The organism is Streptomyces sp. NPDC057623 (genome assembly GCF_042800355.1).
Lineage (GTDB): Bacteria > Actinomycetota > Actinomycetes > Streptomycetales > Streptomycetaceae > Streptomyces.
This window is the reverse complement of record NZ_JBHVGZ010000003.1, coordinates 284,710-308,086: the sequence shown is the minus strand read 5'-3', so window position 1 is coordinate 308,086 and position 23,377 is coordinate 284,710. Positions and strand designations below refer to the sequence as shown.

The following is a 23,377-nucleotide window of genomic DNA, read 5'->3' as shown; positions in this document are numbered from 1 at the left end:
GCTACCTCCCGCCCTGGGGAAGCCGGGGCAGGACCACTCCGGGGTCGTCGCCCTTGATCTCCTCCATCCAGCGCTCGATCCGCGCGGCCAGCGGCTGCACGTCGTTGCGGTAGATCGCCGCGAAGCGCTCGGTGGCCCGCGCGTCGTTCGTGGCGACGCCGCCCACCGCCGTGACGATCGCGGCCACCGAGGTGAGGAACTCCTCGGCCTGCTCCTGGTATTTCCCGCCGGTGACCTGGTCGGTGTGCCGCAGCGCGCGGTCCAGTTCCGCCAGCTCCTGGTAGAGCAGCGACTGGAGGTTCGCCGGGCTCGGCGGCGGCTGACCGGCGCCCACCCTCCGGTGGACGGCCACACAGCGGTCCTCGACGGCCTGGTTGACGCTGTGCCAGTCCAGGCCGTTGCCCGCCTGGTACGCCGCGAGTCCCGCCGCCCGCAGCCCCGGGATGCTCTGCCGGTGCTGCTGCGCCTCCGTGGTGTCGGTGCGGGCGAGCTGGTCGCAGAGCGCGGCGAGTTCGGCCAGCCTGTTCTCGAACTCCGGCAGCGGCGGGTGCATCACGTCCGCCGCCGGGAGCCGGACACCGCCCAGCAGGGTCTCGGCCTCGCGCAGCCGGTGATGGCACTTGGCCCGGTCCTGGCGCTGGTCCAGCAGCGTCGCGCACTCCCGCAGCAGCGCGTCCAGCTGCGGCCCGGTCCGCATGGCGTCCTCCGGCCGGGCCACCGCCCGCCGGTCCTGCCAGCCGGACCTGACGTCCAGGTACAGCTGCCGCAGCTCCTCCCAGGAGGGCACGTGCTCCCGGGGTACGGAGATCAGCGCCCGGCCCCGCATCCCGACGGCGGGGACCCTGACCTCCGCGTCGATCGACCAGTCGGGCCGGAACTCCAGCTCCAGCTCGACCGTCGTGCCGGCCGGCAGTGTGCCGGGCAGGTCGTCGATCTCCACCTGGCCGATGGGGATCAGCCCCTCGTCCAGCCGGACCCGCAGCAGGACGCCCTGGCCGGCGGTCTCCAGCAGGAAGCTGGTGTGGTGCGGCAGTCTGGTGCCCGCCCGGGCGATCCGGTGAGGGCCGCCCTCCAGCTCCACGAAGAAGTCGTGTGCCAGCACGTCGCCCTCGTCGGTGGGCGGCGGCTCGTGGTCGGGCGAGACCGTGAAGGTCCGGCTCTCGGTCTCCTCGCCGTCCACGACGACCGTGACCGTCAGTTCGTTGTCGCCCTCGTGCAGCGCGACGTCCTCGAAGACGAACCGCCCCTCGGCGTCGGTCCGCTGACGGAGGTTCTGGATGCCGTCCCCGGAGCGCAGCAGGACCTGCACCCCGTCCGGCGCCGGGCGGTCCGCGTCCGGGTGGACCCGGCCGGCGACGTCGGTCGCGGGCAGTGCGGCCGTCACCTGGTCGATCTCCAGGACGCCCTGCCGGACGCCGACGGCACCGGCCTTGATACCGGCGCCGACGGCGACGCACAGGTCGGGGTCGATCAGCCGCGGCTCAAGGCCGTACCGTTCCCGCAGCATGCGGCTGACCAGCGGCACCCGCGACGAGCCGCCGACCATGACGACCTCGTCGAGGTCCGCGGCGCCGAGGCCGGCCCGTTCCAGCGCGGCGTCGCAGAGGCCGAGGGTGCGCTGTACGTCGTCCCGGATCAGTGCTTCGAACTCGGCCCGGCCGAAGGGCAGTTTGATGGTCATGGGGATGCCGGCCCGGTCCGCCTCCCCCTCCACGTAGATCTCGGTCTGCCGCTCCCGGGAGAGGAAGTGCTTCTCCGACTCCACCCGGACCAGCAGCCGGGCGAGCAGGCGGGCCTCCTCGGGGTGGTCGGGTTCGAGCCGGAGGTCGTAGGCGGGGCGCTGCTCGGCCATCCAGCGCACGATCGCCTTGTCGAACTCGTACCCGCCCAGATAGCGGTCGCCCTCGAAGGCGAGGTGCTCGAAGCCGGCCTCGGGGGTCCAGGCCACGACGGAGATGTCGAACGTGCCGCCGCCCAGGTCGTAGACGAGGAACGTCTTCGGCTCGGTCAGGCGGTGCCCGTGGGTGGACATCAGCGCGGCCGCGAACGGCTCGATGAGCGTCTCCACCCTCGCCAGCCCGGCGTCGAGGCCGGCCTGCACGGTCTCGTTCTTGGCGCGCATCTCGAAGTACGCGGGCACGGTCACCACCGCCTGGTCCACCGGGACCCGGAGCACCTCCTCCGCGAGTTCCTTGAGGTGGCGCAGGACGTGCGTGGACGCCTGCTGCGGCGTCAGGTCGGCGTGTCCGGCGGTGACCCGCTGGTCGGTGCCCATCGTGCGCTTGAAGAACATCGCGGGCGGCGGTTGCCCGTCGTGCTTGACCTTGCTCTTGGCCAGGCTGCCCACGACCGCGGCGCCGTCCTCGGCCAGCCACACCACCGACGGGGTGACGGGTGCCTGGTAGGCGTCGGTGATGATCAGCGCGCCGCCGACCGGCCGCAGTCGCCCCGCGTCGATCAGCTCCTGCTTGCCGGGGATGTCCGCGTCGGCGGGCACGGCGACACAGCTGTTCGTGGTTCCGAGGTCGATCCCGACGGTGATGCTCATTCCTGCTCCTCCTGCCGGTCGTCGGCGGCCGGGGGGACGGCCAGATACACGCGCGCTCGCTGGGTCAGCTTTCCGTCGGCCATCAGGACGCCGGGCCGCAGGGTCTCGGCCACCATGGCCCGCTCCAGGCCCGCCACCGGCTCGGAGCCCTCCACGTCGGCCCACATCCGGACCTCCGCGTAGGGCGTGCCGACCGGGTCGAGGTAGCGTGCGCCGGCCGCTTCCAGGGCCCTGGCCAGCCGGTGCGTGAGGGACGGCAGTACGTCGGCGGCGTTGGCGGCGGTGACGCCGTGCAGCCCGTGCAGCGCGCCCGCGACGTCCCTGGCGAGGTGTTCGAGCGCGCTCCTGTGCTCCTCGACCTGCCGTCGGGTCTCCGCCGCGGCCGCGTCGTCGGCCTGTGCCTTCTCGCGCAGCAGCCGCCACACGACGCCCTGCGGGGGTTCCGGCCGGGCCGTGAGGGGGCGCTCCCGCTCGTCGATCCGCATCGCGTCACCCGGCCGCGTCATCGGACCGGTCCGCTCGCGCCGGTGCTTCGGGCCAATGGGTGCACAGCAGGGCCAGCAGGCGCTGGGCCGGGTCCTTGACGCGGTCCTCGGCCGCGTTCACCTCGGCGACCCGCAGGACGCGTCCGAACAGCGGGTAGCGGTCGGCGCGCCGCTCGATGCGCCGACGACGCTTTCTGACGTGGTTGCGGATCGCCCCCCGCCCGCCGGCCTCCGGGCTGAGCGCGAGCACCTGGAAGGGCGTGGCGCGGTACGGGTTGTGCCCGTCGCGCCAGGCCCACGGGTTGTCTGCCACAGGTCATCTCTCCTAGCCCCGCCGCACCGAGAGCAGGCTCTCCAGTGAGCGGACGAACTCCTCCAGCCCCGGGTCGGCGGCCGCGTACGCCCCGGCCGCGTCGAGGAGCAGGCGCGCCCGGGACAGTTCCCGGTCGCCGATACGGAAGGCGGTGAGCAGGAACTGCGCCTCCACGGCGTCCAGCCACGCCAGGAACCCGGGCAGCCCGTCACCGCGCAGCTCCGCCGCCTCGGCGTAGCGCGGGTCGTCGCCCATCTCCGGGTACAGCTCCAGTGCCCGCTCCACGTGGTGTACGGCGTCCCGGGCGCGCCCCCGGGCCCGCTCGACCTCGGGCAGCGAGCCCAGCGCGTCCGGCGAGGGCGTGGTCGTCCCGAGCGCTCCGAACGACCGCAGAGCGAGCAGGAACTCGTGCCGCGCGAGCTCCTTGGCGAGTTCACCGCCGGGCGCGGCGACACGGCCGAGCACGGGCCGGACGAGGGCGTCCACGCGGCGGAGCAGGTCGTCCGCCCGCCGTGTCGCGTACGGTTCCTCCCGCAGTCGCTCGACCCAGCTCCGGCTGGTGAACAGGAGGGCGCGCAGAAGGTCGTGGCTGTCCGGGTCCAGCAGCAACCATGACTGAAGGACGTCGATCGTCTCGGCGAACCTGCCTTCGGCGACCGCCGCGGGGACGCCGTCGAGCACGTCGCGCACGAGGCCGGCGCGCGCCTCGGCCACGGTCGCGTGCGGGAACGCCGAGCCGGTCACCAGTCGCACATGCCGCCGGGCCCGGCCGGGATCCGTGAGCCGCAGTCCGGCGGCCAGGGTCAGATGGGGTTCCAGCAGGTGGTACGGCAGCCGTGCGCGCGTCTCGGCCACGACCTCGTCCGGCACCGGGGCGCCCTGCGCGTCGTCGAGGCGCTCCCGCATCCGCCGCCAGAAGTCCGGCTCCCCGTACAGCACGGCCCAGTACCGCAGTGCCCGCTCGAAGTGGCCGAAGGCGGCGTCGTCGCCGGCCGCCTCCAGGTCGTAGGCGCAGGCGTGGTGCGCGACGGCGAGATGGTGGACGACCTCGGTGTCCTCGCCGTCCTCCCGCTCCCACAGCCTGATCGCGGTACGGGTCCACGGCTGCCGCTCCCCGCCCTGCCAGAGCGCCGCGTAGGCGGACTCGGGCTCGGCGGGGAGCAGCGCGCAGAGCTCGGCCCGCAGTCGCTCCAGCTCCGCGGCCAGGGTCTCCAGCACGGCTGTCATCGGCTCGTCCCCTCCCTGCTGCGCCGGGCGAAGCCGCGGCCCAGCTCGGTGCCCGCGTAGGCCGTGGCCATCGCCTGGTACGTCACCCGGCAGCGGCGCCTGCCCAGTCCCTCGGTCGCCGTCGCCCGTGCCTCGCCGGGGTCGTCGCGGAGCAGGGCCAGTTCGGTCGCGAGGAGGTAGACCTCGGCGACCATCGCGGTGTCCGGCAGTGCCCGGTTGAGGTCGAGCGCCTCGCACCGCAGCTCGTGCGCGAGGCCGAGGTCGCCGCGCCGCATCGCCGCCCCGAGGTGCGCCGCCAGTTCCTCGGCCCGTCGCCGCGGTGTCGGGGTGCGGGGCGGGGCCGGTGCCGGGGCGGTCTCGTCCAGGGCGCGCAGGACAGCGCCGGCGTCCGGGTACCGGTCCGTGGCCAGGGGGCTGAGGGCCCGCATGACCACGGCTTCGAGCGGGTGGCCGCGCAGCTCCGGGTTGCGGACGCCGGGCGGCTCCACCTCGCGCAGCCTCAGCCGTACGAGCGCGTCGATGTCGACCCGGCCTCCGTCCCCGGGCGCGGCGGCCCGCAGCTGGTCCTGGCTCGGGAGGCGGCCGGTGAGCATCTGGTAGCAGGTCAGGCCGAGGGCGTAGACGTCGGCCTCGGGGCCCGCCTCCCGCAGTTGCAGCACCTCGGCCGGCAGGTACCAGGCCGTCCCGCCGGCAGCGGGGGCGCGGCGCAGCAGTGTGCTGACGCGGCGCGCCAGCCCGAAGTCGCCGATCTTGAGCGAACCCGACGCCGAGACGAGGATGTTGCCCGGCTTCAGGTCCAGATGGACGACGCCCCGCCGGTGCAGGAAGGCGAGGCCCTGGCAGAGCTGGAGCGCGTGGTCGCGCACGGTCGCGGCCGGGAGCTGGCCGCCGTGCAGCCGCCGGGTCAGGTCGCCGCGGGCCAGTTCCGTCACCAGGTACGGCCGTCCCGTGCCGCCGGTGTCGACACCGGCGTCGTAGCAGGTGAGGAAGCGGTCGCGGATCACCGGATCCGGGCACTCGTCCACCGTCCGGATCAACTGCACGGCCTCGCCGAGGAGTTCGGCCGCCGGGACCTCGGGTTCGGGGCCGGTGTCGAAGAACTTGACGGCCACCTGCCGGAGCGGCCGGCCGAGGACGCGGAGTTCGGCCCGGTGGACCGTGCCGAACGCGCCCCGGCCGAGTGTCTCGTGCAGCAGGTAGCGCCCGTCGAGCAGCTCAGTCACCGTCGTTCACCACCGACAGCCGCTCCCCGTCGAGCACGATCCGCGCCCGTTCCACGGCAGCCCCGCGGGCGTCGGCCTCGTCCAGCAGCCTGAGCAGCGGGGCGAGGACCCCGTCCACGTAGCGGTTCACGCCGCGGGCGGCCTCCGCCGGGCGCCGCGTCCTCGCCAGGTCCGCGATCCGCGCCGGTAGCTCCTGCTTCCAGCACAGCTCCACACCGAGTTGCGCGGTGATCCGGGCGGCCTGGCGCCTCAGCCCGCCGAGCGCGATGGCTTCGAGTTCCTCCGGCCGGAACGTCTCGAAGAGGACCACCTCGTCGATCCGGTTGAGGAACTCGGGCCGGAAGAACCCCTCCATGATCCGCCGCACCTGGACGGCGGCTTCCGGCTGCGCCAGGCCCGCGAACTCGGCGGCGCCGAGGTTCGAGGTGAGCACGATCACCGAGTCCCGGGCGTCGCGCACCGGTCCCGCGGGGTCGCTGATCCGTCCCTCGTCCAGCAGCCGCAGGAGGGCGTCGAGCACCCTGCCGTCCGCCTTCTCGACCTCGTCGAAGAGCAGCACCCGCCGGGGGTTGTCGCGCAGTCCGTTGGTGAGCTTGCCTTCGCCGTAGCCGACGTATCCGGGTGCGGCGCCGATGAAGTTGTTCATCGACTCCTTGGTGTTGAACTGCCCCATCTCGAAGAAGAGCACGTCCTGCTCGGATCCGTACACGACCTGGGCGAGCGCGTGGGCGGCCAGCGTCTTGCCGGTGCCGCTGGGGCCGCAGAACAGGAATCTGCCCAGGGGCTGGTCCGCGAGGCGCAGGCCGCGCCTGAGTGACCGGGTGATCCTCTCCAGGGAGGGCGTCAGACGGTCGATGACCGCCTCCCGCCCGATGAGACGCTCGCGCAGCCGGTCGAGGGACTCGTGCAGGGGCGGCAGGTGCACGGGTGTGTCCGGCTCCTGGGCGGGGAGTTCCCGGTAGTACTCCTCGGCGTAGCGGCGCAGCCGGGTGACGTCGACGCGGGTGTCCCGGAGGACGCCCGCGGCCAGGCCGGCCGGGGTGTCGAGCAGCGCGGCGAGCAGGTCCCGCTCGGCGACCGGGTCGCCGCCGCGCCGTGCCGCGACAGCCGCCGCGCTCTCCAGGGTGCGCGCGAGCAGTTCCTGAAGGCCGCCACGGGAGAGCGCCCCGCCGGGACCGGACGGACCGGAGGGGTCGGAGGAGCCGGAGGAGCCGGAGCCGCCGTCCGTGAGGGACGTCATCCGCAGGCGCAGGACGCGGACGTCCTGGCCGAGGAAGTGGCAGCCCTGCTCGATCAGGCCGTTGGGCACCGCGGCCATGGCCCGCAGCAGCAGCGCGGTGGTCAGCGGCGCGGGCCCAAAGCCGTCCTCCCGCGCGGCCAGCGCGGCCAGGACACGCCGCGCGCCGGGGCTGAACCGGTCGAGCAGCAGTCGGCCGTCACCGCCGAACACCTCGCGCGCCGGGACCGGTTCGGCGCGGCACTCGCGGACCCACTGGTCGAGGTCGGCGCGCGCGTACTCGCGCAGCAGCAGGTCGGCGGCCGGTTCCAGGCGGGGCAGGACCGCGGCCAGCAGGTCCCGCTCCCCTGCCGCGGGCGGCAGCGCACCGAGCGCCTCCCGGGTGCCGGTGGCGGCGGTGCGGTAGGTCAGCTCCGTCGGCGGCAGCCCGTGGCGCGGCGGGCTCTGGGCGCGCAGCGCTTCCACGAACGCCTCCACGGGGATACGGCTCCGGCCGAAGAGCCCCGCCGCCACGCTGCCGGGCACACGGCCGAGCGCGATCAGCAGATGGGACGGGGCGACCTGGGCGGCACCTGTCTCGACGGCCGCGGCGACGGCACCGGAGAGGCGGTCGGTCGCCGCCAGCAGCGCCGGGTCCAGCCGGTCGATCCCCAGGTTCGGCAACGTCGGACCCTCCCCCCGAAGACACTGCGCCGTATGAGGCGCCCCGTGCGTCTGTCGCCCGTGCCGGACCGCCGGTGCCGTTATAGCCATGCCTCCTTGGGACCCCTCCCGAAGCGGGCTTGATACCCCGGTCCGAGTGCCGGACGAGTCGGGGCGGCGTATGAGTGGAACCATCGATTTCGGGATCGATCTCGGGACCGCGCACAGTGCCATCGCGGTGGCGGAGAACGGCAGGGCCCGCGTCCTCAAGAACAGCGACGGCCGGGACCGCACACCGTCCGCGGTGTGGATGCCGCGGGAGGGAACGGCCCACGTCGGCCGCAGGGCCCGTGAGCGGGCGGCGTCCGATCCGCACGACGCGCACGCCGGGTTCGGGCTCCGGCTGGGCGTGGCAGGCGCCGTCCACCCCTTCCGCCGGGCGGGCGTCTCCCTGACCCCCGAGCAGCTGTCGGCCGAGGTGCTGAGGTCGCTGTGCCGGGACGCCGCCCACGAACTGGGCGAACCGCCTGCCGCCGCCGTCATCGCGGTCCCGGCGGGCTGCTCGGCGGAGCGGGCCGACGCCACCCGCGGAGCGGCGGTGCTGGCGGGCCTGAGCGGGGACTGCCCCTTGCTCCCCGAGCCGGTCGCGGCGGCGCTCGCCTTCGGCGCGGACGGCGCCTGGGAGTCCGGCCACCGGATGGTCTTCGCTCTCGGCAGCGCGGGCTTCACGGCCGCCGTGGTGGCGGGGCGGGGCGGCGGGTTCCGGCTGCTGCGGCAGGTCGGCGACCCGCGGCTGGGCGGGGCGAGTATCGACCGGGCCGTCGTCGACGGGCTGCTGGCGCCGGCCGTCGAAAGGGACCTCGGGCTGGCGGACTTCGTGCGCGGCGATCCGCGGTGGCGGACGAACTTCGCCCGGCTCGGGGCGGCCGCCGAAACCGCCAAGACCGAACTGTCCCGGGCCCGCAGTACGGAGATCATCACCGATCTCAGGGACGACAGCGGTCGCGAGCGGACGTTCTGGTACACCCTGACCCGCGGCGCCCTGGACGACCTGGCGCTGCCGTCGTACGCCCGTGCCGTGGAGTGCTGCCGGATCATGCTGGCCGAGGGTTCCCTGCGGCCGGACCACATCGACCGGCTGCTGCTCGTCGGGGGCGCCACGCTCGCCCCCGGCCTGCGCGAGCTGCTCGCCGACCCGCGGCAGGGCCTGGGCATCCCGCTCGACCACAGCCAGGACCCCACCACCGTCGTCGCCCGCGGCGCCGCCCTCCACGCCGGCACCGTACGCGCGCCCGTACGACGGCCGGGCCCCGCCGCCCCCGACGAGATCGCCGGCCTGCTGCGTGAGCTGCGGGGCGCGCTCGGCGACTGCGAGGGCCGCCTCGACCGGGCCGGACGGGAGGAGGCGGACGGGTTCCGGACGCTGGTGGGCGCGTTGTGGCTGGCGGTCGACCGGTTCGAGGACGTCCACGGGACCGGAGGGGGCCCGCGCGCCGCCGCTTTGCTGCGTGAACTCCTTGAGCGGATACGGCGGTTCGAGGGTGCCCTGATCCGGGAGTTCCGGCGGTGAACGCCCGGGACGGACACGTTCGGGACCCCTCCCGAAGAGGCGCTGCCATAGTCCGGCGGGACGGGCCCGGCACGATCGACGGGGTGCCTTTCAGCGGGCGCCAGGGGGTGGGGATGTGAACCCGAGACACACGCGGGACCGCCTGACCGGCTGGTACCGGCAGTGGAAGCACCCCCGGGAGTTCCGCATCGCCCCGGAGCGGCTGGACGCGGACCAGCGCGAGCGGATCGTCGGCCACCTCGCCGTACTCGACACCGCCCTCGCGGATCTCGCGTCCGCCCACGCGGACATCGCCACCGCCCGGGCGGCCGCCCGCCGGTCCGCCGCGTCCGCGTCCGCCCCGCCGGAGAACGTCGACACCGCCCGGCTCGCCGAAGCGGCCACCGGCGTGTGGAAGGCGGGGCGGAAACTGGAGCAGCAGGACGACGGGCCGGGGAGGACCTCCCGGCAGATCGGCCGCAGCGTGCGGACGGCGCGCCAGGCGCTCCAGGAGGGCATCGAGCTCAGGATCCAGGACCACGACGGGGACGACTACGACCCCGGCCTGTCGCTGAAGGTCCTGTCGTTCGAGGACGACCCGGCCCTCACCCGTGAGGTCGTCCTGGAGACCTTTCTGCCCTCGGTCTATTTCCGCGGACGCCGCATCCAGATGGGTGAGGTCGTCGTCGGCAGGCCGCCTCTTCAATGACTCGCACACACGGCCGACCGCGGATTCGGCAGGGGAGACCAGATGCGTGAGACCATCGATTTCGGCATCGACCTCGGGACCACCAACAGCGCCGTCGCGGTGGCGGAGGACGGCGGATCCCGGATCATCAAGAACAACGACGGCTGGGACTACACCCCGTCCGCGGTCTGGATGCCACGGGAGGGCATGACCCACGTCGGCTACCGGGCCCGCCAGCGGGTGGAGGCCGATCCGGACGACGCGCACTCCGAGTTCAAGCTCCGGATGGGCGTGAGCGGCGCCGCGTTCGGCTTCCGCCGGGCGGGGGTGTCGCTGACGCCCGAGCAGCTGTCCGCCGAGGTGCTGAAGGCGCTGCGCCAGGACGTCGCGCACGAGCTGGGCGAGCCGCCGGCGGTGGCCGTCATCACGGTGCCCGCGGCGTTCGCGCTGAACCAGGCCAACGCCACCGGCAAGGCGGCGGTGCTGGCCGGGCTCGGGGAGGACTGCCCGCTGCTGCACGAGCCGAACGCGGCCGCGCTCGCCTACGGAGTGGACAACGCCACCGAGTCCGCCCACTGGATGGTCTTCGACCTGGGCGGCGGCACGTTCGACGCGGCCGTGATGAGCAAGCGGGACGGGGAGCTCCAGCTGCTTCAGCACGCCGGCGACGCGCACCTGGGCGGGAAGAACATCGACTGGGCCGTCGTCGACGAACTGCTGGCGCCGGCCGCCGGACACGACCTCGGGCTGCGGGACTTCGTCCGCGGCAACGCGCGGTGGCGGACGAACTTCGCCAAGCTGAAGGCGGCCGCCGAAGCCGCCAAGATCGAACTGTCCCGGGCCGGGACGGCGGAGCTGTTCGTCGACCTCAAGGACGACGACGGTGCCGAGCAGGTGTTCTCGTACACCCTGACCCGCGGTGCCCTGGACGACCTGGCTCTTCCCTTCTACACGCGGGCGATCGACCTGTGCCGGAAGGCGCTGGCCGACAGTTCCATGCGGCCGGACCACATCGACCGGCTGCTGCTCGTCGGGGGCGCCACGCTCGCTCCGGGTCTGCGTGAGCTGCTCGCCGACCCGCGGGAGGGCCTGGGCATCCCGCTCGACCACAGCCAGGACCCCGCCACCGTCGTCGCCCGCGGCGCCGCGATCTACGCCGGGACGGTGCGCGCCCCCGCGACCCGTCCGCGCCCCCGCGCCGGTGAGTTCACCGCCGATCTGCACTACGAACCGCAGTCGCTGGACACCACACAGGTCCCCGTGGCCGGGACGCTGCACAGCACCGGCCGGGTGGACTGGACCGGCTGCACCGTCTCCCTGCACAACCCGGAGGGCACGCCGGCCTTCCACGGCCCGCAGGTCGCCCTCAACGCGAACGGCGCCTTCTACACCACCGTCACCATCACCCCGGACACCAAGTCCCGGTTCACGGTGGAGCTGACCGACGCCTCGGGCGCCCGGCAGAAGCTCACGCCCGACACGCTGTCCATCACCCACACCAACACCCTGGCGCCGGGGCCGGTCCTGACGCACTCGCTGGGCATCGGCAAGTACGACGGCAGCTTCGGCCGGATCCTCAACAGGGGGGCGGCCCTGCCGGTCCAGGACGGCGACATGTTCCGTACGACCATCGCGTTGACCCGCGACAACCCGGACGCGGTCATCCGGATTCCCCTTCTCGAAGGCGAGGAGGACGAGGCCGGGAACAACAAGGAAGTCGGCGAGGTCACCTTCCGCCGCAGCGACCTGCGCTACGACCTCCCGGAGGGCAGCGAGGTCGAAGTGACCTACGAGGTCCGCAAGATCGGGCAGGCCAGGGCCATCGTGGAGACGATGGGGGTGGAGTTCGAGGCCGAGGTGCGGCTCGAAGGCGCCCAGCCGGAGCACGCGGAGCTCGTGGCCGCTCTGCGCGGCCTGGAGCGGCGGGCCGCAGAACTCACCGAACGCGTGCGGGACTCCCGGGCCGCCGACGCGCAGGCCGTCCTGCGGGAGCTGTCCGAGGACATGGCACGGCTCCGGACGATGATCGACCATGCGGCCACCGACATGAGCGCCGGCCTGGAGAGCGCCCAGCGCCTCCGTGACCTCACGGCACAGCTCGACCGCATCGAGCGCGAGGCCGTCGAGGCACCGCGGCTGATGCTGGAGTTCGGGGACGCCGTCAGGAAGTGCGAGGGCCTGCTCCGGCGCGGCGGCGGCACGGCCGAGCGGCAGGAACTGGAACGCCTGCGCCGCCTGGCCAACCAGGCCATGAGCGACGCCGACATCGCCGAGCTGGAGCGGCTGCTGAAGCAGGCGTGGGAGCTCAGTGCCGAGCTGAGGCGCGCCACCGGCGAGCTGGAGTACGACCTGTTCAAGCAGCTGTCCAGGATGGGCCACGTGATGACGCCGCGGGCCGAGGCCCAGGCCGCGATCGCGCGGGGCAGGCGGGCGGTCGCCGCCCGCGACCGGGACGCCCTCCTGGACGTCGTCCAGCAGCTCATCGAGATGCTGCCGCCGGATCTCAAGCCGACCGGGCCGACCGTGGAGCGGGACGGCGGTGTCTGGTGACGGCGACGGAACTCACGAGGCGGACGGTGCCCGAGCCCCGCACGGACCACGACGCCGGCACCGAGCTGCGGGCCGAGCTGGTGGTGGCCCGGGCCGCCGCGGCGGCACGCTCCGGTGACCTGGACGCGGCGCTGCGGGAACTGGACCGCTACGACGACGGTGCCGTCGCCCGGCACCGCGACGTCATCGATCTGCGGGCCCGCGTGCACGCCCAGCGCGGTGAGCGGGCGGAGGCCGAGCGGTGCTGGCGTCAACTGCTCGACGACGACCCGCGGGACGAGTCCGCCGCGGCCGGCCTGGCCCGCATCCGGCGGTTCCGGCGCCGGGGCCCGGTGGGCGCCCTCGGCCGCGCCCGCCACCGGCTCAGGCCCGCCGTGGCCGCCGTCCTGTGCGCCGGCGCGGTCACGGCGGCGACGTGGGGACTCACCACGCGGGTGCCGTCCGACGCCCGGGCGGCCCGGTCCGACCCCGCGGCGGTGGCCCGCGCCGAGCAGGACGTGCGGCGGGAGCTGACGGAACAGCGGGAGCGCGCCACGGCCGAGGCCGCGGCCCGGCGTACGGAGGCGCTCGACGCCCTGGCGCGGGAGGTCCGTACGCCGGGGGCCCGGGTGGAGCGGCACGAAGACTCCGTGGAAGTGGTCTTCGAGCAGGGCCTGTTCTCCGAGGGCGCCGAACTGACCGACGCCGGCGCGGCGCGGCTGGTCCGGCTGGGCGAGCGCCTCGCCGAGCGGCAGCAGTTGCGCGTCGAGGTCCTCGGGCACATCGCGCAGGTGCCCGAAGCGCCCACCGCCGGCGGCTCGGTGACCTCCCTGTGGCGGGCCATGGCCGCCGCCCGCGTGCTCAGCGACGCCAGTGGCCGCCCGCTCACCGGCTTCGCCGTCGCCAGCGCCGAGCAGCGGGACGCCCCGCACGACACCGACGCGGCGAACCGGACCGTCACGCTGATCCTGACCCCGCAGACCGCCTCGTAGCACGGCGCACGCGCCGTCGACCTCGCAGAACCTGGGAGGACGCCTTGCCGAACGGCACCGCACCGGTGGCCATGGAGCGCCTTCGCGAGCTCACCGTCCCCGAGCTCTACCAGCGCAACGCCTTCAGAGTGACCGGCATCTCCACCATGGCGACACGCCGGACGATCCGTCAGCAGAAGCAGCACATCACCACCGCCGCCCGAGCCGGGGTGGACATCCCCGCCCCGGGCGAGCTGCCCGTGCCCGGCAGGCGGAGCGTGGAGCAGTACGGTGCCGCGTTCGACGTCATCGACCATCCGCAGCGCCGGATCGTCGACGAGCTGTTCTGGCTCTGGGGCGCCCCCGACGGGGCCTGCGGATGCGACGCCGCGCTGCACCGGGCGCACGACGCGGCCGTACGCGCCCACGCCCGGGTTCTCGACGAGGAGCTGGCCGGCCGCACGGCGCCCGCCGAGGGTGAGGACAGCTGGGGCGCGGCCGCCGCCGGCTGGCGGGGCGCGCTCGGCCACCCCGGCTTCTGGGACCATCTGAGGCACCGCGTCAGCGCACTCGACGACCGCCGCCTGGCCCCCTCGGCCCTGTCCGCGCTGGAGGACGAGCTCCGCCGCACCCTGACGGCGCCCCTGGCGGTGCTCGCCGCCCGGGCGGCGGCGCCCCAGCGGATGACCGGGCTCTTCGGCGCCTGGTCATGGGCGGGTGAGCGGCTGCTGGGCGAGGCCGTCGAGCAGCAGCTGCGGCCCGAGCTGGACTCCGCGCGGCTCGCGCTGGACCGCGCCCGTGACCAGCAGGCCGAGCACACCGTCCGCGCGGTGTCGATCGTGGAGAAGGAGATCGTGCCGCAGCTGACCAGGCTGCGTGCCTTCGAGGCCGACGGTGTACGGCGCACCGTCGGCAAGCTGGCCGACCGGGCGGCGCTGCTGCTCAACAACTGCGTCATCTCCCCCGGCTCCGGCCCGTCGCTGCCGGCCGGGGAGGACGCCCGGCTGCTCGAACTGGCCCTGGCGCTGGCCGAGACGGACGAGACCCGCCGGATCGTCACCGGCAACCGGAAGCATCTGGCGCTCGGCTCGGTCGTGAAGTCGTTGGAGAAGGTCCGCACGCTCCTGGACGACAACCAGGCCCAGCGGGCGGTCGCGGAGATGCGGAGCCGGGTGCTGCCGGTCCTCACCGAGCTGCGGCAGAGCGAGGACGCGGAAAAGCGGCGGGGCGCGGCCCGGCTCGGTGACGCGACGGCGATCCTGCTCAACAACTGCGCCATCGCGCTGTCTCCCGGCACCGCGCCCTCGCCCGCGCGGGAGAGCTTCGAACTGCTCGACGAGGCGGCGAAGCTGGTCGAGACGAGGCAGGCGCGCAAACTCGTCAGGAAGAACCGGCGGCGGCTCGACGACCACTCCCGCCTCGGCCCGTACACCGAGGCGCTCGACGCCACCCTGTCCGGCCTCAAGCGTGCTCAGGAACACCTGAGCGGCAACAAGCCGGAGCGCGCCGCCGCGGAGATCGAGGAACGCGTGCTGCCGCGGATCAGGAAGCTGAGCGAGTGCAGGGCGTGGAAGATCCGCTTCGCCGCGTCCCGCCTCAGCGACCGGACGGCGGTGCTCCTCAACAACTGTGCCGTGGCGCTCGTCCCCGAGGTCGCGGCGCCCAAACAGCGGAGCATCCGGCTGCTCAAGACCGCGTTGACCGTGGCCAGGAAGGGCAGGACGCGCCGGCTCGTCACGAAGAACCTGGGCGGCTTCCAGTACGCGGAACGGATCTACGGGAACGACCGGTTGTCCCCGCTGTCCGGGCTCGGGGCGTCGAACCCGCTCGCTGCGTCACGGGGCGTCGACGACCAGCGGCTGTCCTACCTGCCGTCGTCCGTCCGCGACGCGCTGATGCGCATGTCCCCCGAGCAGCGGGCCGAGTTCCTCTCGCGCTACCGCGACCTTCTGTGAGGTCTGGTCACAGGTCGGTGCCACCGCTGACGTCGAGGTACTGGCCGGTGATCCAGCGGGAGTCGTCGCAGGCGAGGAACGCCACCACGTCCGCCACGTCGGAGGGTGTGCCGATGCGGTCGAAGACGGACCGCGCGGCCAGCGCGGCCCGCGCCTCGGGGGTCGTCCGGCGCCGGGCGTTCATGTCCGTCTCGATGAACCCCGGCCCGACCGTGTTGACGGTGATGCCGCGCCCGCCGAGTTCCTTGGCCAGAGCCAGCGTCATCGTGTCCAGCGCGCCCTTGGACATGGCGTACGCGAGGGACTCGGGAAAGGCCCGCCGGGTGGCGAGGGAGGAGATGTTGATGATGCGGCCGCCGTCGCGCATCCTCGGCAGCGCGCCCTGCACGAGGAAGAACGGCGCCTTGGCGTTGACGGCGATCATGCGGTCGAAGATCTCGGGGACCGCCTGCCCCACCGGCCCCGACCCGCTCGCTCCCGCGTTGTTGACCAGGATGTCGAGGGATCCCTCGGCTTCCCCCGCCTCGTCGCCCCGCTCCTCGCGCAGCCCCGCGTCGAAGGCGTCGAAGACGGCGGCGGCGTCGCCCGGCACCCCGAGTTCGGCGCCGAGGGGGAAGGCCCGTCCGCCGTTCTGCCGTATCTCCGCGACGACTTCCAGGGCGGCGGCCACGCTGTGTCCGTAGTGGACGGCGACCAGTGCCCCGTCGCGGGCGAGCCGGGTGGCGATGGCCCGGCCGATGCCGCGGCCGGCCCCGGTGACCAGTGCGGTCCTGCCGGTCAGTGCGCGTTCGATGTCCACGAAGACCCCGTGTGCTCGGAGATGGAGGAAGTACGGAGGGGGGAGGGTGAGGGGGACCCTGCCGTCAGCGGTCCAGGAACTGCCTGTACCAGGAGGTGTGTTCGGCAAGGCTCGGGGCGAATCCGGCTCCGGGGTCGACGCCCGCGCCCGCCCAGAAGCCGTCGTCCGCGAACCAGTGGTCCACGGCGAGCATGCCGAGGTGGTGCAGCGCGCGTGGCTGCCCGGCGAGCCTGGTCCGGGCCTCGTCGAGGTCCAGCGGCGCGCCGGACAGGCGCGGGCCGAGCCGGTCGGCCACCGTGTCCAGCAGTTCCGAACTGCTCACCGGATCCGGGTGGTTGACGTGGTGGACGCCCGCCGGGACCCGCTCCGACAGCCCGGCGGCGACCACCGCGCGCGCCAACGCCCGTACGTCGACGACGCAGTGCCGGGCGGCGCAGCCCTTGAGGCCCGCCGACAGCAGCCCCAACAGGGCGACCAGCCCGGGCACCACCCACCGGTCGCCGGCCCCGAGCACCAGGTGCGGGCGCAGCACGACCCCGCCCGCGTCCAGCACATGCCGCTCGGCCGCGGCACGGGAGCGGCTGGTCGGCGAGGCCGGTGCGAGCGGCGCCTCCCCCGGCAGCACACCGGTGAAGGGCCCCCGTCCGTACACGGCGGCCGTACTCACGTAGACGACGCGGGCCACTCCGGCGCGCGTCGCCTCCTCGACGAGGGCGCGGGTGCCGTGGTCGTTGACGGCCGCGGTGAGCCGTTCGTCGTCGCCGACGTGGGAGGCGCAGTGCAGGACGACGTCGACGCCGGCGCAGACTCCGCGCAGGGACGACGCGTCGGTCAGGTCCGCCCGTACGACGTCCACCGGCGCGGTGCCGTCGAGCGGGCCGCCCCCGGGTGGCGGGCTCGCCGGATCGCGCAGCGCGAGCCGGACAGGGGGCGGCGTGTCGCCCTGCGCCTCCCGGGCGGCCGCGACGACATGACGTCCGACGAAGCCGCTGCCTCCGGTGACGAGGATGCGTGCTGACAAGGTGGGCCCTCCCTCTGGCCGGCGGATCCGCGCGCCGCGCTCAACAGTCGGTGACGGACCCGCCGAAGGTCAATCGCACCCGCGCCCCCTCAGCCACCCCCGTCACCCCGTCACCCACCACCCCGCCCGCCGTTCCCCTTCCGTAGAGTCGATCCAGTCGGTGCCCCGGCCATGGAAAGGAACCCCCGTGCGGCTGCGCTGTGCTGTGCTCGACGACTTCCAGAACGTGTCGACCGAGGTCGCCGACTGGTCGCCGCTGGCGGACGACGTGGAGGTCGTCCCCTTCACCACCCACTTCGCCGACGAGGAAGCCCTGGCGGCGGCCCTCGCCGGGTTCGACATCGTGGTCACCCTGCGGGAACGGGTCCCCTTCCCCGCCTCCCTGATCGCCCGGCTGCCCCGGCTGAGGCTGCTGATCGCCTCGGGCATGCGCAACTCCGTCATCGACTACGCCGCCGCCGAGACGCACGGCGTCACCGTCTGCGGTACGGCGAGCACCTCCAGCCCGCCCGTCGAGCTCACCTGGGCCCTGCTGCTGGGCCTCGCCCGCGGAATCGTCCAGGAGAACAACGCCCTGCGCTCGGGCGGCCCCTGGCAGCACACGGTCGGCGCCGACCTGCACGGGCGTCGCCTCGGCGTGCTCGGCCTGGGCAAGATCGGCAGCCGGGTGGCCCAGATCGGCCTCGCCTTCGGCATGCACGTCAGCGCCTGGAGCCAGAACCTGACCAAGGAGTACGCCGACGAGGTGGGCGTCCACCTGGCCGCCACCAAGGAGGACCTGCTCGCCGACAGCGACTTCGTCTCGGTCCACCTCGCCCTGAGCGACCGCACCCGCGGCCTCCTCGGCCCCGCCGAGATCGCGTTGCTCAAGCCGACGGCGTATCTGATCAACACCTCACGCGCGGCGATCGTCGACCAGGACGCCCTGCTCGGCGCCCTGCACGAGGGACGCATCGCGGGCGCCGGCGTGGACGTCTTCGACGTCGAGCCCCTCCCCGCCGACCACCCGATGCGCTCGGCCCCCCGTCTCCTCGCGACGCCCCACCTCGGCTATGTCTCACAGGCCAACTACGCGACGTACTACGGCCAGGCGATCGAGGACATCCAGGCGTACCTGGCGGGTTCACCGGTTCGACGGCTGCCCTGAAGCGGGCGGGCCGACGGCGGTCAGGCGCTGTCGGCGACCCCGGCGGCCGCGTCGGGGGCCGCCTCGGCCAGGCGTCGGTAGATTCCCTCGCTCCGGCGCAGATGGTGCAGGTCCACCAGGTAGCGCCGGAGCGTCACATGGTCGATGGCGTCGCTGTCCTCGCACCAGGCGCGCAGCTTCTCGTTGACGGTCCGCTCCGGGTACTCGACGCCCGGCTCGAAGGTCTGCTCGGCGATGTGCCGCAGCACGAGCTTCTTACGGGTCCACCGCGCGGGCAGCCGCACCAGCCGGCCGTCCCGGACGAAGGTCCGCAGGACCAGGTCGGCCCGCCGGTCCCCGGACTCCGGGCGGCCGGCGGCCCCGACGTCGCTCTCCCGCCGTGCCGCCCCTCGCGCGTACTCCTTGAACAGGCCGTACGCGACACCGAGTTCCCCGTCGTCCCCGGCCGCCACCACGCCCTGCTCGCGCAGCCGCAGCAGCGCGAGAGCCGTGTCCCTCGTGGACAGCCCGGCCGCCCGGGCGACCTGCTCGGCACTCCCCGCGCCCAGCGCCACGGCGGCGAAGGCGCGTACCCGGCTCTCCTCGGCGAACAGCCGGACCAGTTGTTCCGTCGCATCGGTTGCCATGTCCGGAGGCTAGTGGACGTCAGCCGCGGAGCTGAGCGAATTTCCGGCGGGGCCGGGCGGCCCTCAGGCGTACCGGTAGATCTGGGACAGGTCCTCCAGGTCGTCCGGGCTGACGTCCCACGGTGGCAGCCGCTCGTTCCGGGCGACGATTCGGCCGTACTGGTCGCTCTTGCGGCCGGGCGGCCTCGCCGGCACATAGCGGTGTTTGCGGTGGCGTCGCTGCCAGCGCTGCCACTGCATGTCGACGAAGGCGTGGACCAGCCAGAAGACGGGGTCGTTGACGGACGCGCCGCCGAGCATGACGCCGCCGACCCAGCGATGGACCCGGTTGTGGTTGCGCCAGGGGTTGTTGCTCCTGCCCCACCCCTCCATCTTGTTGCGGAAGCCCTTGGTGACCGTCGAGTCCCACGGGGAGACGTCGTAGACGGGGTCCTTCAGCGCCCAGTTCAGATCGTCCCGGGTGGGCAGGGCGATCGGCCGGCGGGAGCGGCCGAGGTCCCGGGTGAGGAACTCGACGTTGGTGATGTTCGTCCTGAGGGTCCAGTTGCCCGTCGCGTAGGCGAACGGCCCGGTCATCACCCGCCGGTCCACGGGCCGCCCGTTGCCGCCGAGCAGATCGTCGGTCCAGGGCACCGAGGTGGTCGAACGGTCCCGGGTCCAGTCCCAGTACGGCACGGTCACCGAGTCGTCGACGCTGCGCAGGGCGTTCTCCAGGTCCAGCACGAACTGGCGGTGCCAGGGCAGGAAGGAGGGCGTCATGTGGGCGGCGCGCAGACCCCGGTCGCCGTCCCCACGGAAGTGCTCGATGTGCAGCCGTACGAACTCGTCGTACTCGCCGCGCCGTTTGACCTCCAGCAGCGCCTCGACGAACCGCCGCCGCTCGCCGGCCGTCAGCTTGCTCACGTTCTTACGCACGTACACCATGCTGTGCCTCCCCGTGCGGGTGACCGCCGCCGAACGGCCCCGGAGCCACGTCACGCAACCGCCGAAGCGGACCGAGCTCGTCGACGGCGGCGCGGGTCGCCTCCAGCGGGGTCCGGTACCAGCTGTAGTGATCGATCATGCTCAGCCAGGTGCCGTCGGCACGGCGCATCAGATGCAGCGGCCGCCCGTCCACCGTGACCTGCCATTCGGCTCCGAGGGCGGAGAGCCCCTGGAGGGGAAGGGGGGCGCCCTGGATGCGGCGGCCCCGGTAGGTCTCGTCGAAGGGGGTGCCGCTGTCCCGCTTCCCGTCCGCGGGCCGCGCGGGCCGGGACGCGGTGACGACCGGGGCGAGCGCCACGGCGGCGGAGGCGAGCAGCACCCGCGCGACCTCCCGCCGGGTCCGACTCTCCGGCTCGCTCCGCACCGGGGCGTCCGCCCCCTGCACCGCACCCACCGACACTCCGTCTGCACTGACGGCCATCGCTCACTCCTCGTACGGTTCGGCTGTTCGTACGAGTAACCGAGCGAGACGGCCCACGGTCACCACCGAGGCGCCCGTACGGTGCAATGGTCAGCTGGTCCAGAAGTCCCACCAGCGGGTCAGGACGAGCATCCCGACGATCCCGATGTGCAGCACCGGAACCACCCAGGTGAACTCCGTGAAGAACGACTTCACCGGGCGCGGCGCGGGCAGGAAGTCATGGCGTACGACGAAGGACGTCACGTACCAGAACAGCGGGATCGTCCCGAGCCAGGCCAGGCAGCACCACAGGCACAGGGCGTTGATCCGGTACAGGGACTCGAACTGGAGCCAGGAGACGAAGCCGACCCCGAAGAGGCATCCGGCCGCGAAGGTCAGCCAGTACCAGCGAGGACAGGTCGCCCCGGCCAGCAGGCTGACGCCGACACAGATCACGATGCCGTAGGCCACCAGGCCCAGCATCGGGTTGGGAAAGCCGAAGACCTCGGCCTGGTCGCTCTCCATCACGCTGCCGCAGGAGACGACGGGGTTCAGGCTGCAGCCCGGCGTGAAGCCCGGGTCCTCCAGCAGCTTGAACTTGTCGAGGGTGATGACCCAGGAGGCCACCAGCCCGGCCGCCCCGCAGAGCACCAGCAGCAGGGCGAACGCCCGGCTGCCACCGGCGGTTGGGCGCTTCGGCCGTGCGGAGGCACTTGAGTCAGGGGCCATCGCGCGACCTTATCGACGCTCCGGAGAACGCCCCGGGGCGCGCTCACCCGACCGGCCGACATGGCGGGGGCCATCCCGCCCGTTCGAGGGACGACCGCCGACGTGGTCAGCGGTAGACGCGGACGTGGTCGACGTCGAAGGTGATCGGGGCCGGGCCGCAGGGGGCCGGGTGGTACTCACCGGCGCTCAGCGACAGGTTCAGGATCAGGTACGCCGACCAGTGGGGGCCGACGCCGGTGCCGTCGGAGAAGACGCGCTCGCCGTTGACGTACCAGTCGACGCACGTCGCGCCGTAGTCGGTCCCGATGGTGACCCATCTGTCCGGGCCGATCGCGTCGACGTCGGTGTGGTACGTCTCGGCGCGGTTGACGTGGTTGGACAGCTCCAGCAGGTGCGGGTTGTCCGGGTGGTACTCGAAGGAGTCGACCTCGTTCTCCCCGTCCTTCCAGGTCCACAGCGCCGGCCAGGCTCCGGTCCCGCGGGGCAGTCGGACGCCGGTCTCGACGTAGTCCCCGGTGCGTACCTGGAAGCCCTCGGCGGAGTACTCGGTGGTGAGCAGGCCGGTGTGCCAGGCCTGTCGGCCGTTCTCCAGCGTGCGGCCGGCCGGTACGGCGGTGAAGGTGGCCACGCCGTTCGAGACGGTCACGCAGTCGGGGGTGAGCCAGTCCAGCTTGTTGTCGTCCGGGTTGTGGTCGCAGTAGCGGTAGGCACTCGTCCTGTCGCCGACCCATCTGGCGCCCCAGGCGATCGGGGTGTCGAACTCCTCGGACCAGATGAGCGACCTGCCCGCGGTCGTGGTCGGCGTGAAGGTGCCGCTGTGGGTGGTCATGGCGGCGAGGGTAGGCCGCGCGGGACGCCCTGCCGGACCGGCTCGGCGGTGGCTCCGACGACAATTCTGAAATTCATCTTTCAGGTCGCGCAGGCGGCCCAACCGAGCCGCGTGAACCATACGATCAATTGATTCGCCGACCAGATGTCAATCCCTCGGAATCCCCCTGCGCATTACATTCTTCACTCCCGCGACTTTCATGCGTATGGAGTAGCGAGTCGCATTTGCGGTGTCCTTGGACTGCTATGTTCTCCAACCGTCGGATCAGAGGTACTTTCAAGCGAGGTGAATCATGAAGAAGGCAGTTTTCACCACTGCGGCGTTGGCCATCGGTGCGGGTCTTGTGGGTGGCTCCGCCGCCGCGGCGGTCGCCGCCGGGGGTTCGGGTGTTTCCACCAGCCCGATCGGCGGGCTCATGTCCCCGACCAAGGTGGCGCCGGCGGTCGTGCCCGCGGCCGATGTCGTGACGCGGCTGGCCCGTGACGGCGGTGTCGCCAAGGGCAGCGCGTTCGACAAGAACAAGTCGGGGGGCATGTCCGGTGTCTACCTGGACGGCATGGACCCGAACGCCGCCAAGCGGCCCACGATTCCGGTGAAGAACCCGGCCGGAAGCGGTGAGGTCCAGATCCACCCGTTGCACGCGCCGACGGCCTCCGGTCTCGGCACCCTGCTCCCCAACAAGTGACGACCCGGCAAACCTTTGAGTCGGCCGTACCGGCGCATGCCGGCCCCGGAATTCTGAGACTCTGATCCGGTTCTCGACAGCCGGAGACCGTCGGCCGTCCCGGACATACGGATCCGGGCCCGCCGGCGCCACCTCCGCATTGCGGTGGGCCCGCACCCACTGGCTCCCGCGATTCATCCGTCCGGCCCACCGGCCCTCACCCGCCGGTGGGCCGGACGCATGTCGGCGTCCGTTCCGGCCTGCTCTATTCAATCGGGCCGAAAATTCCCCGGAACGCCACACGGATTCCTACTCGGGCGAAAGCCTGGCGCACCGGCGGGCAGGTCACGTTGCGCCATCCGATGGAATCTGGCCGCGTTTGAATGTTCCCACCGTGACTTATGCATGCATATACGGGTTTCCTTTTCGTAAGCGTGCGCAACCGTGAATTAGGAAGGAACCGAGTTGCACAAGAAGTTCGCGGTCATCACGGCCCTCGCCCTCAGCACCGTCGTCGGCACCGCCGGCCTTGCCTCCGCTGGTGAGTACGACGGCAACGGCAAGACCACCACCGTCAAGGGCGGTGACGGCTTCTCGTCGTCCCCCGTCGTCGTGAACGCGCCCCAGCAGGGCGTTCTCGTCGTCAACGGCACCGTCGTCGACGGTCGCTGCCTCGCCCCGTGGTCCAACGGAGCCGTGCTCGGCGGCGTCGTCCCACCGAACTCGCACTACGCCGCCTGCAACACGGCCAAGGTCGACCAGGCGCAGAACGCCCCCTACTCGGGCGGCTTCCTGTTCTGACCTCTGCTTC

The 23,377-nt window shown here is 73.0% G+C and carries 21 protein-coding genes; 8 read left to right on the top strand and 13 right to left on the bottom strand.

Features of this window, described 5'->3' with window-relative positions; all coding sequences use genetic code 11:
• Position 1 precedes the first annotated feature (1 nt).
• The 6 genes from ACFU95_RS05690 to ACFU95_RS05665 are packed head-to-tail and all read right to left on the bottom strand — an operon-like array spanning position 2 to position 7,696.
• A complete protein-coding gene (locus tag ACFU95_RS05690) occupies positions 2–2,548 on the bottom strand; it encodes an Hsp70 family protein (RefSeq protein WP_383822169.1) in 2,547 nt (848 codons plus the stop codon).
• Positions 2,545–3,054, bottom strand: coding sequence for a hypothetical protein (locus ACFU95_RS05685; RefSeq protein ID WP_383822166.1), 510 nt, complete (start codon positions 3,052–3,054; stop codon positions 2,545–2,547). Before ACFU95_RS05685 ends, ACFU95_RS05690 begins: the two co-directional genes overlap by 4 nt.
• Positions 3,038–3,346 (bottom strand): hypothetical protein, encoded by a 309-nt coding sequence (locus ACFU95_RS05680; protein ID WP_383822163.1) that lies wholly within the window; start codon positions 3,344–3,346, stop codon positions 3,038–3,040. The genes ACFU95_RS05685 and ACFU95_RS05680 overlap by 17 nt, the downstream gene beginning before the upstream one ends.
• A gap of 12 nt (positions 3,347–3,358) precedes the next feature.
• The gene (locus ACFU95_RS05675) at positions 3,359–4,573 is read right to left on the bottom strand and encodes a hypothetical protein (RefSeq protein WP_383822160.1); all 1,215 of its coding nucleotides are present in this window, start codon (positions 4,571–4,573) and stop codon (positions 3,359–3,361) included.
• Complete coding sequence (locus tag ACFU95_RS05670; protein WP_383822157.1) at positions 4,570–5,796, bottom strand: serine/threonine-protein kinase; 1,227 nt, start codon at positions 5,794–5,796, stop codon at positions 4,570–4,572. The genes ACFU95_RS05675 and ACFU95_RS05670 overlap by 4 nt, the downstream gene beginning before the upstream one ends.
• Positions 5,789–7,696, bottom strand: coding sequence for an AAA family ATPase (locus ACFU95_RS05665; RefSeq protein ID WP_383822156.1), 1,908 nt, complete (start codon positions 7,694–7,696; stop codon positions 5,789–5,791). Before ACFU95_RS05665 ends, ACFU95_RS05670 begins: the two co-directional genes overlap by 8 nt.
• Positions 7,697–7,856: 160 nt before the next feature.
• Between ACFU95_RS05665 and ACFU95_RS05660 the strand changes: the two genes are divergently transcribed.
• The 5 genes from ACFU95_RS05660 (at position 7,857) to ACFU95_RS05640 (ending at position 15,367) form a co-directional block, all read left to right on the top strand.
• On the top strand, positions 7,857–9,245 hold the full coding sequence (locus ACFU95_RS05660; RefSeq protein ID WP_383822153.1) for an Hsp70 family protein: 1,389 nt from the start codon (positions 7,857–7,859) through the stop codon (positions 9,243–9,245).
• A gap of 115 nt (positions 9,246–9,360) precedes the next feature.
• A complete protein-coding gene (locus ACFU95_RS05655) occupies positions 9,361–9,933 on the top strand; it encodes a hypothetical protein (protein ID WP_383822150.1) in 573 nt (190 codons plus the stop codon).
• Positions 9,934–9,975: 42 nt separating this feature from the next.
• On the top strand, positions 9,976–12,462 hold the full coding sequence (locus ACFU95_RS05650; protein ID WP_383822148.1) for an Hsp70 family protein: 2,487 nt from the start codon (positions 9,976–9,978) through the stop codon (positions 12,460–12,462).
• A 26-nt stretch (positions 12,463–12,488) separates the two neighbouring features.
• Positions 12,489–13,433 carry a hypothetical protein gene (locus tag ACFU95_RS05645; RefSeq protein WP_383822146.1) on the top strand — a complete coding sequence of 315 codons (945 nt, stop codon included), beginning with the start codon at positions 12,489–12,491 and terminating at the stop codon, positions 13,431–13,433.
• A 44-nt stretch (positions 13,434–13,477) separates the two neighbouring features.
• The gene (locus ACFU95_RS05640; protein ID WP_383822144.1) at positions 13,478–15,367 is read left to right on the top strand and encodes a hypothetical protein; all 1,890 of its coding nucleotides are present in this window, start codon (positions 13,478–13,480) and stop codon (positions 15,365–15,367) included.
• A 7-nt stretch (positions 15,368–15,374) separates the two neighbouring features.
• Here ACFU95_RS05640 and ACFU95_RS05635 read toward each other — a convergent pair whose 3' ends face one another.
• Both ACFU95_RS05635 and ACFU95_RS05630 read right to left on the bottom strand, forming a co-directional pair.
• Positions 15,375–16,166 (bottom strand): SDR family oxidoreductase, encoded by a 792-nt coding sequence (locus ACFU95_RS05635; RefSeq protein ID WP_383822141.1) that lies wholly within the window; start codon positions 16,164–16,166, stop codon positions 15,375–15,377.
• Between the two features lie 64 nt (positions 16,167–16,230).
• Positions 16,231–17,187: an NAD-dependent epimerase/dehydratase family protein gene (locus ACFU95_RS05630; protein ID WP_383822139.1), complete on the bottom strand. Its 957-nt coding sequence runs from the start codon at positions 17,185–17,187 to the stop codon at positions 16,231–16,233.
• 187 nt (positions 17,188–17,374) lie between these two features.
• On the opposite strand from ACFU95_RS05630, the gene ACFU95_RS05625 reads away from it, so the two are divergent.
• Positions 17,375–18,334 carry a D-2-hydroxyacid dehydrogenase family protein gene (locus ACFU95_RS05625; RefSeq protein WP_383822137.1) on the top strand — a complete coding sequence of 320 codons (960 nt, stop codon included), beginning with the start codon at positions 17,375–17,377 and terminating at the stop codon, positions 18,332–18,334.
• Positions 18,335–18,354: 20 nt separating this feature from the next.
• On the opposite strand, the gene ACFU95_RS05620 is transcribed toward ACFU95_RS05625, so the two are convergent.
• The 5 genes from ACFU95_RS05620 to ACFU95_RS05600 form a co-directional block, all read right to left on the bottom strand.
• Positions 18,355–18,960 (bottom strand): DUF2087 domain-containing protein, encoded by a 606-nt coding sequence (locus tag ACFU95_RS05620; RefSeq protein WP_383822134.1) that lies wholly within the window; start codon positions 18,958–18,960, stop codon positions 18,355–18,357.
• A gap of 63 nt (positions 18,961–19,023) precedes the next feature.
• Entirely contained in the window at positions 19,024–19,884 is an 861-nt protein-coding gene (locus ACFU95_RS05615; RefSeq protein WP_383822131.1) for a tyrosinase family protein, read from the bottom strand.
• Positions 19,868–20,365 carry a tyrosinase family oxidase copper chaperone gene (locus ACFU95_RS05610; protein WP_383822127.1) on the bottom strand — a complete coding sequence of 166 codons (498 nt, stop codon included), beginning with the start codon at positions 20,363–20,365 and terminating at the stop codon, positions 19,868–19,870. The genes ACFU95_RS05615 and ACFU95_RS05610 overlap by 17 nt, the downstream gene beginning before the upstream one ends.
• 90 nt (positions 20,366–20,455) lie before the next feature.
• A complete protein-coding gene (locus ACFU95_RS05605; RefSeq protein WP_383822123.1) occupies positions 20,456–21,073 on the bottom strand; it encodes a vitamin K epoxide reductase family protein in 618 nt (205 codons plus the stop codon).
• Between the two features lie 106 nt (positions 21,074–21,179).
• Positions 21,180–21,902 (bottom strand): beta-glucanase, encoded by a 723-nt coding sequence (locus ACFU95_RS05600; protein WP_383822120.1) that lies wholly within the window; start codon positions 21,900–21,902, stop codon positions 21,180–21,182.
• Between the two features lie 292 nt (positions 21,903–22,194).
• On the opposite strand from ACFU95_RS05600, the gene ACFU95_RS05595 reads away from it, so the two are divergent.
• Positions 22,195–22,587: a hypothetical protein gene (locus ACFU95_RS05595; protein WP_383822117.1), complete on the top strand. Its 393-nt coding sequence runs from the start codon at positions 22,195–22,197 to the stop codon at positions 22,585–22,587.
• Positions 22,588–23,031: 444 nt separating this feature from the next.
• Positions 23,032–23,367 (top strand): hypothetical protein, encoded by a 336-nt coding sequence (locus tag ACFU95_RS05590; RefSeq protein WP_383822115.1) that lies wholly within the window; start codon positions 23,032–23,034, stop codon positions 23,365–23,367.
• Positions 23,368–23,377 lie beyond the last annotated feature (10 nt).

Excerpts from the sequence above, each read along its gene's own strand:
- ACFU95_RS05690 (WP_383822169.1), bottom strand. The coding sequence starts at position 2,548 with ATGAGCATCACCGTCGGGATCGACCTCGGAACCACGAACAGCTGTGTC.
- ACFU95_RS05685 (WP_383822166.1), bottom strand. The coding sequence starts at position 3,054 with ATGACGCGGCCGGGTGACGCGATGCGGATCGACGAGCGGGAGCGCCCC.
- ACFU95_RS05675 (WP_383822160.1), bottom strand. The coding sequence starts at position 4,573 with ATGACAGCCGTGCTGGAGACCCTGGCCGCGGAGCTGGAGCGACTGCGG.
- ACFU95_RS05660 (WP_383822153.1), top strand. The coding sequence starts at position 7,857 with ATGAGTGGAACCATCGATTTCGGGATCGATCTCGGGACCGCGCACAGT.
- ACFU95_RS05650 (WP_383822148.1), top strand. The coding sequence starts at position 9,976 with ATGCGTGAGACCATCGATTTCGGCATCGACCTCGGGACCACCAACAGC.
- ACFU95_RS05620 (WP_383822134.1), bottom strand. The coding sequence starts at position 18,960 with ATGGCAACCGATGCGACGGAACAACTGGTCCGGCTGTTCGCCGAGGAG.
- ACFU95_RS05615 (WP_383822131.1), bottom strand. The coding sequence starts at position 19,884 with ATGGTGTACGTGCGTAAGAACGTGAGCAAGCTGACGGCCGGCGAGCGG.
- ACFU95_RS05610 (WP_383822127.1), bottom strand. The coding sequence starts at position 20,365 with ATGGCCGTCAGTGCAGACGGAGTGTCGGTGGGTGCGGTGCAGGGGGCG.
- ACFU95_RS05605 (WP_383822123.1), bottom strand. The coding sequence starts at position 21,073 with ATGGCCCCTGACTCAAGTGCCTCCGCACGGCCGAAGCGCCCAACCGCC.
- ACFU95_RS05600 (WP_383822120.1), bottom strand. The coding sequence starts at position 21,902 with ATGACCACCCACAGCGGCACCTTCACGCCGACCACGACCGCGGGCAGG.
- ACFU95_RS05595 (WP_383822117.1), top strand. The coding sequence starts at position 22,195 with ATGAAGAAGGCAGTTTTCACCACTGCGGCGTTGGCCATCGGTGCGGGT.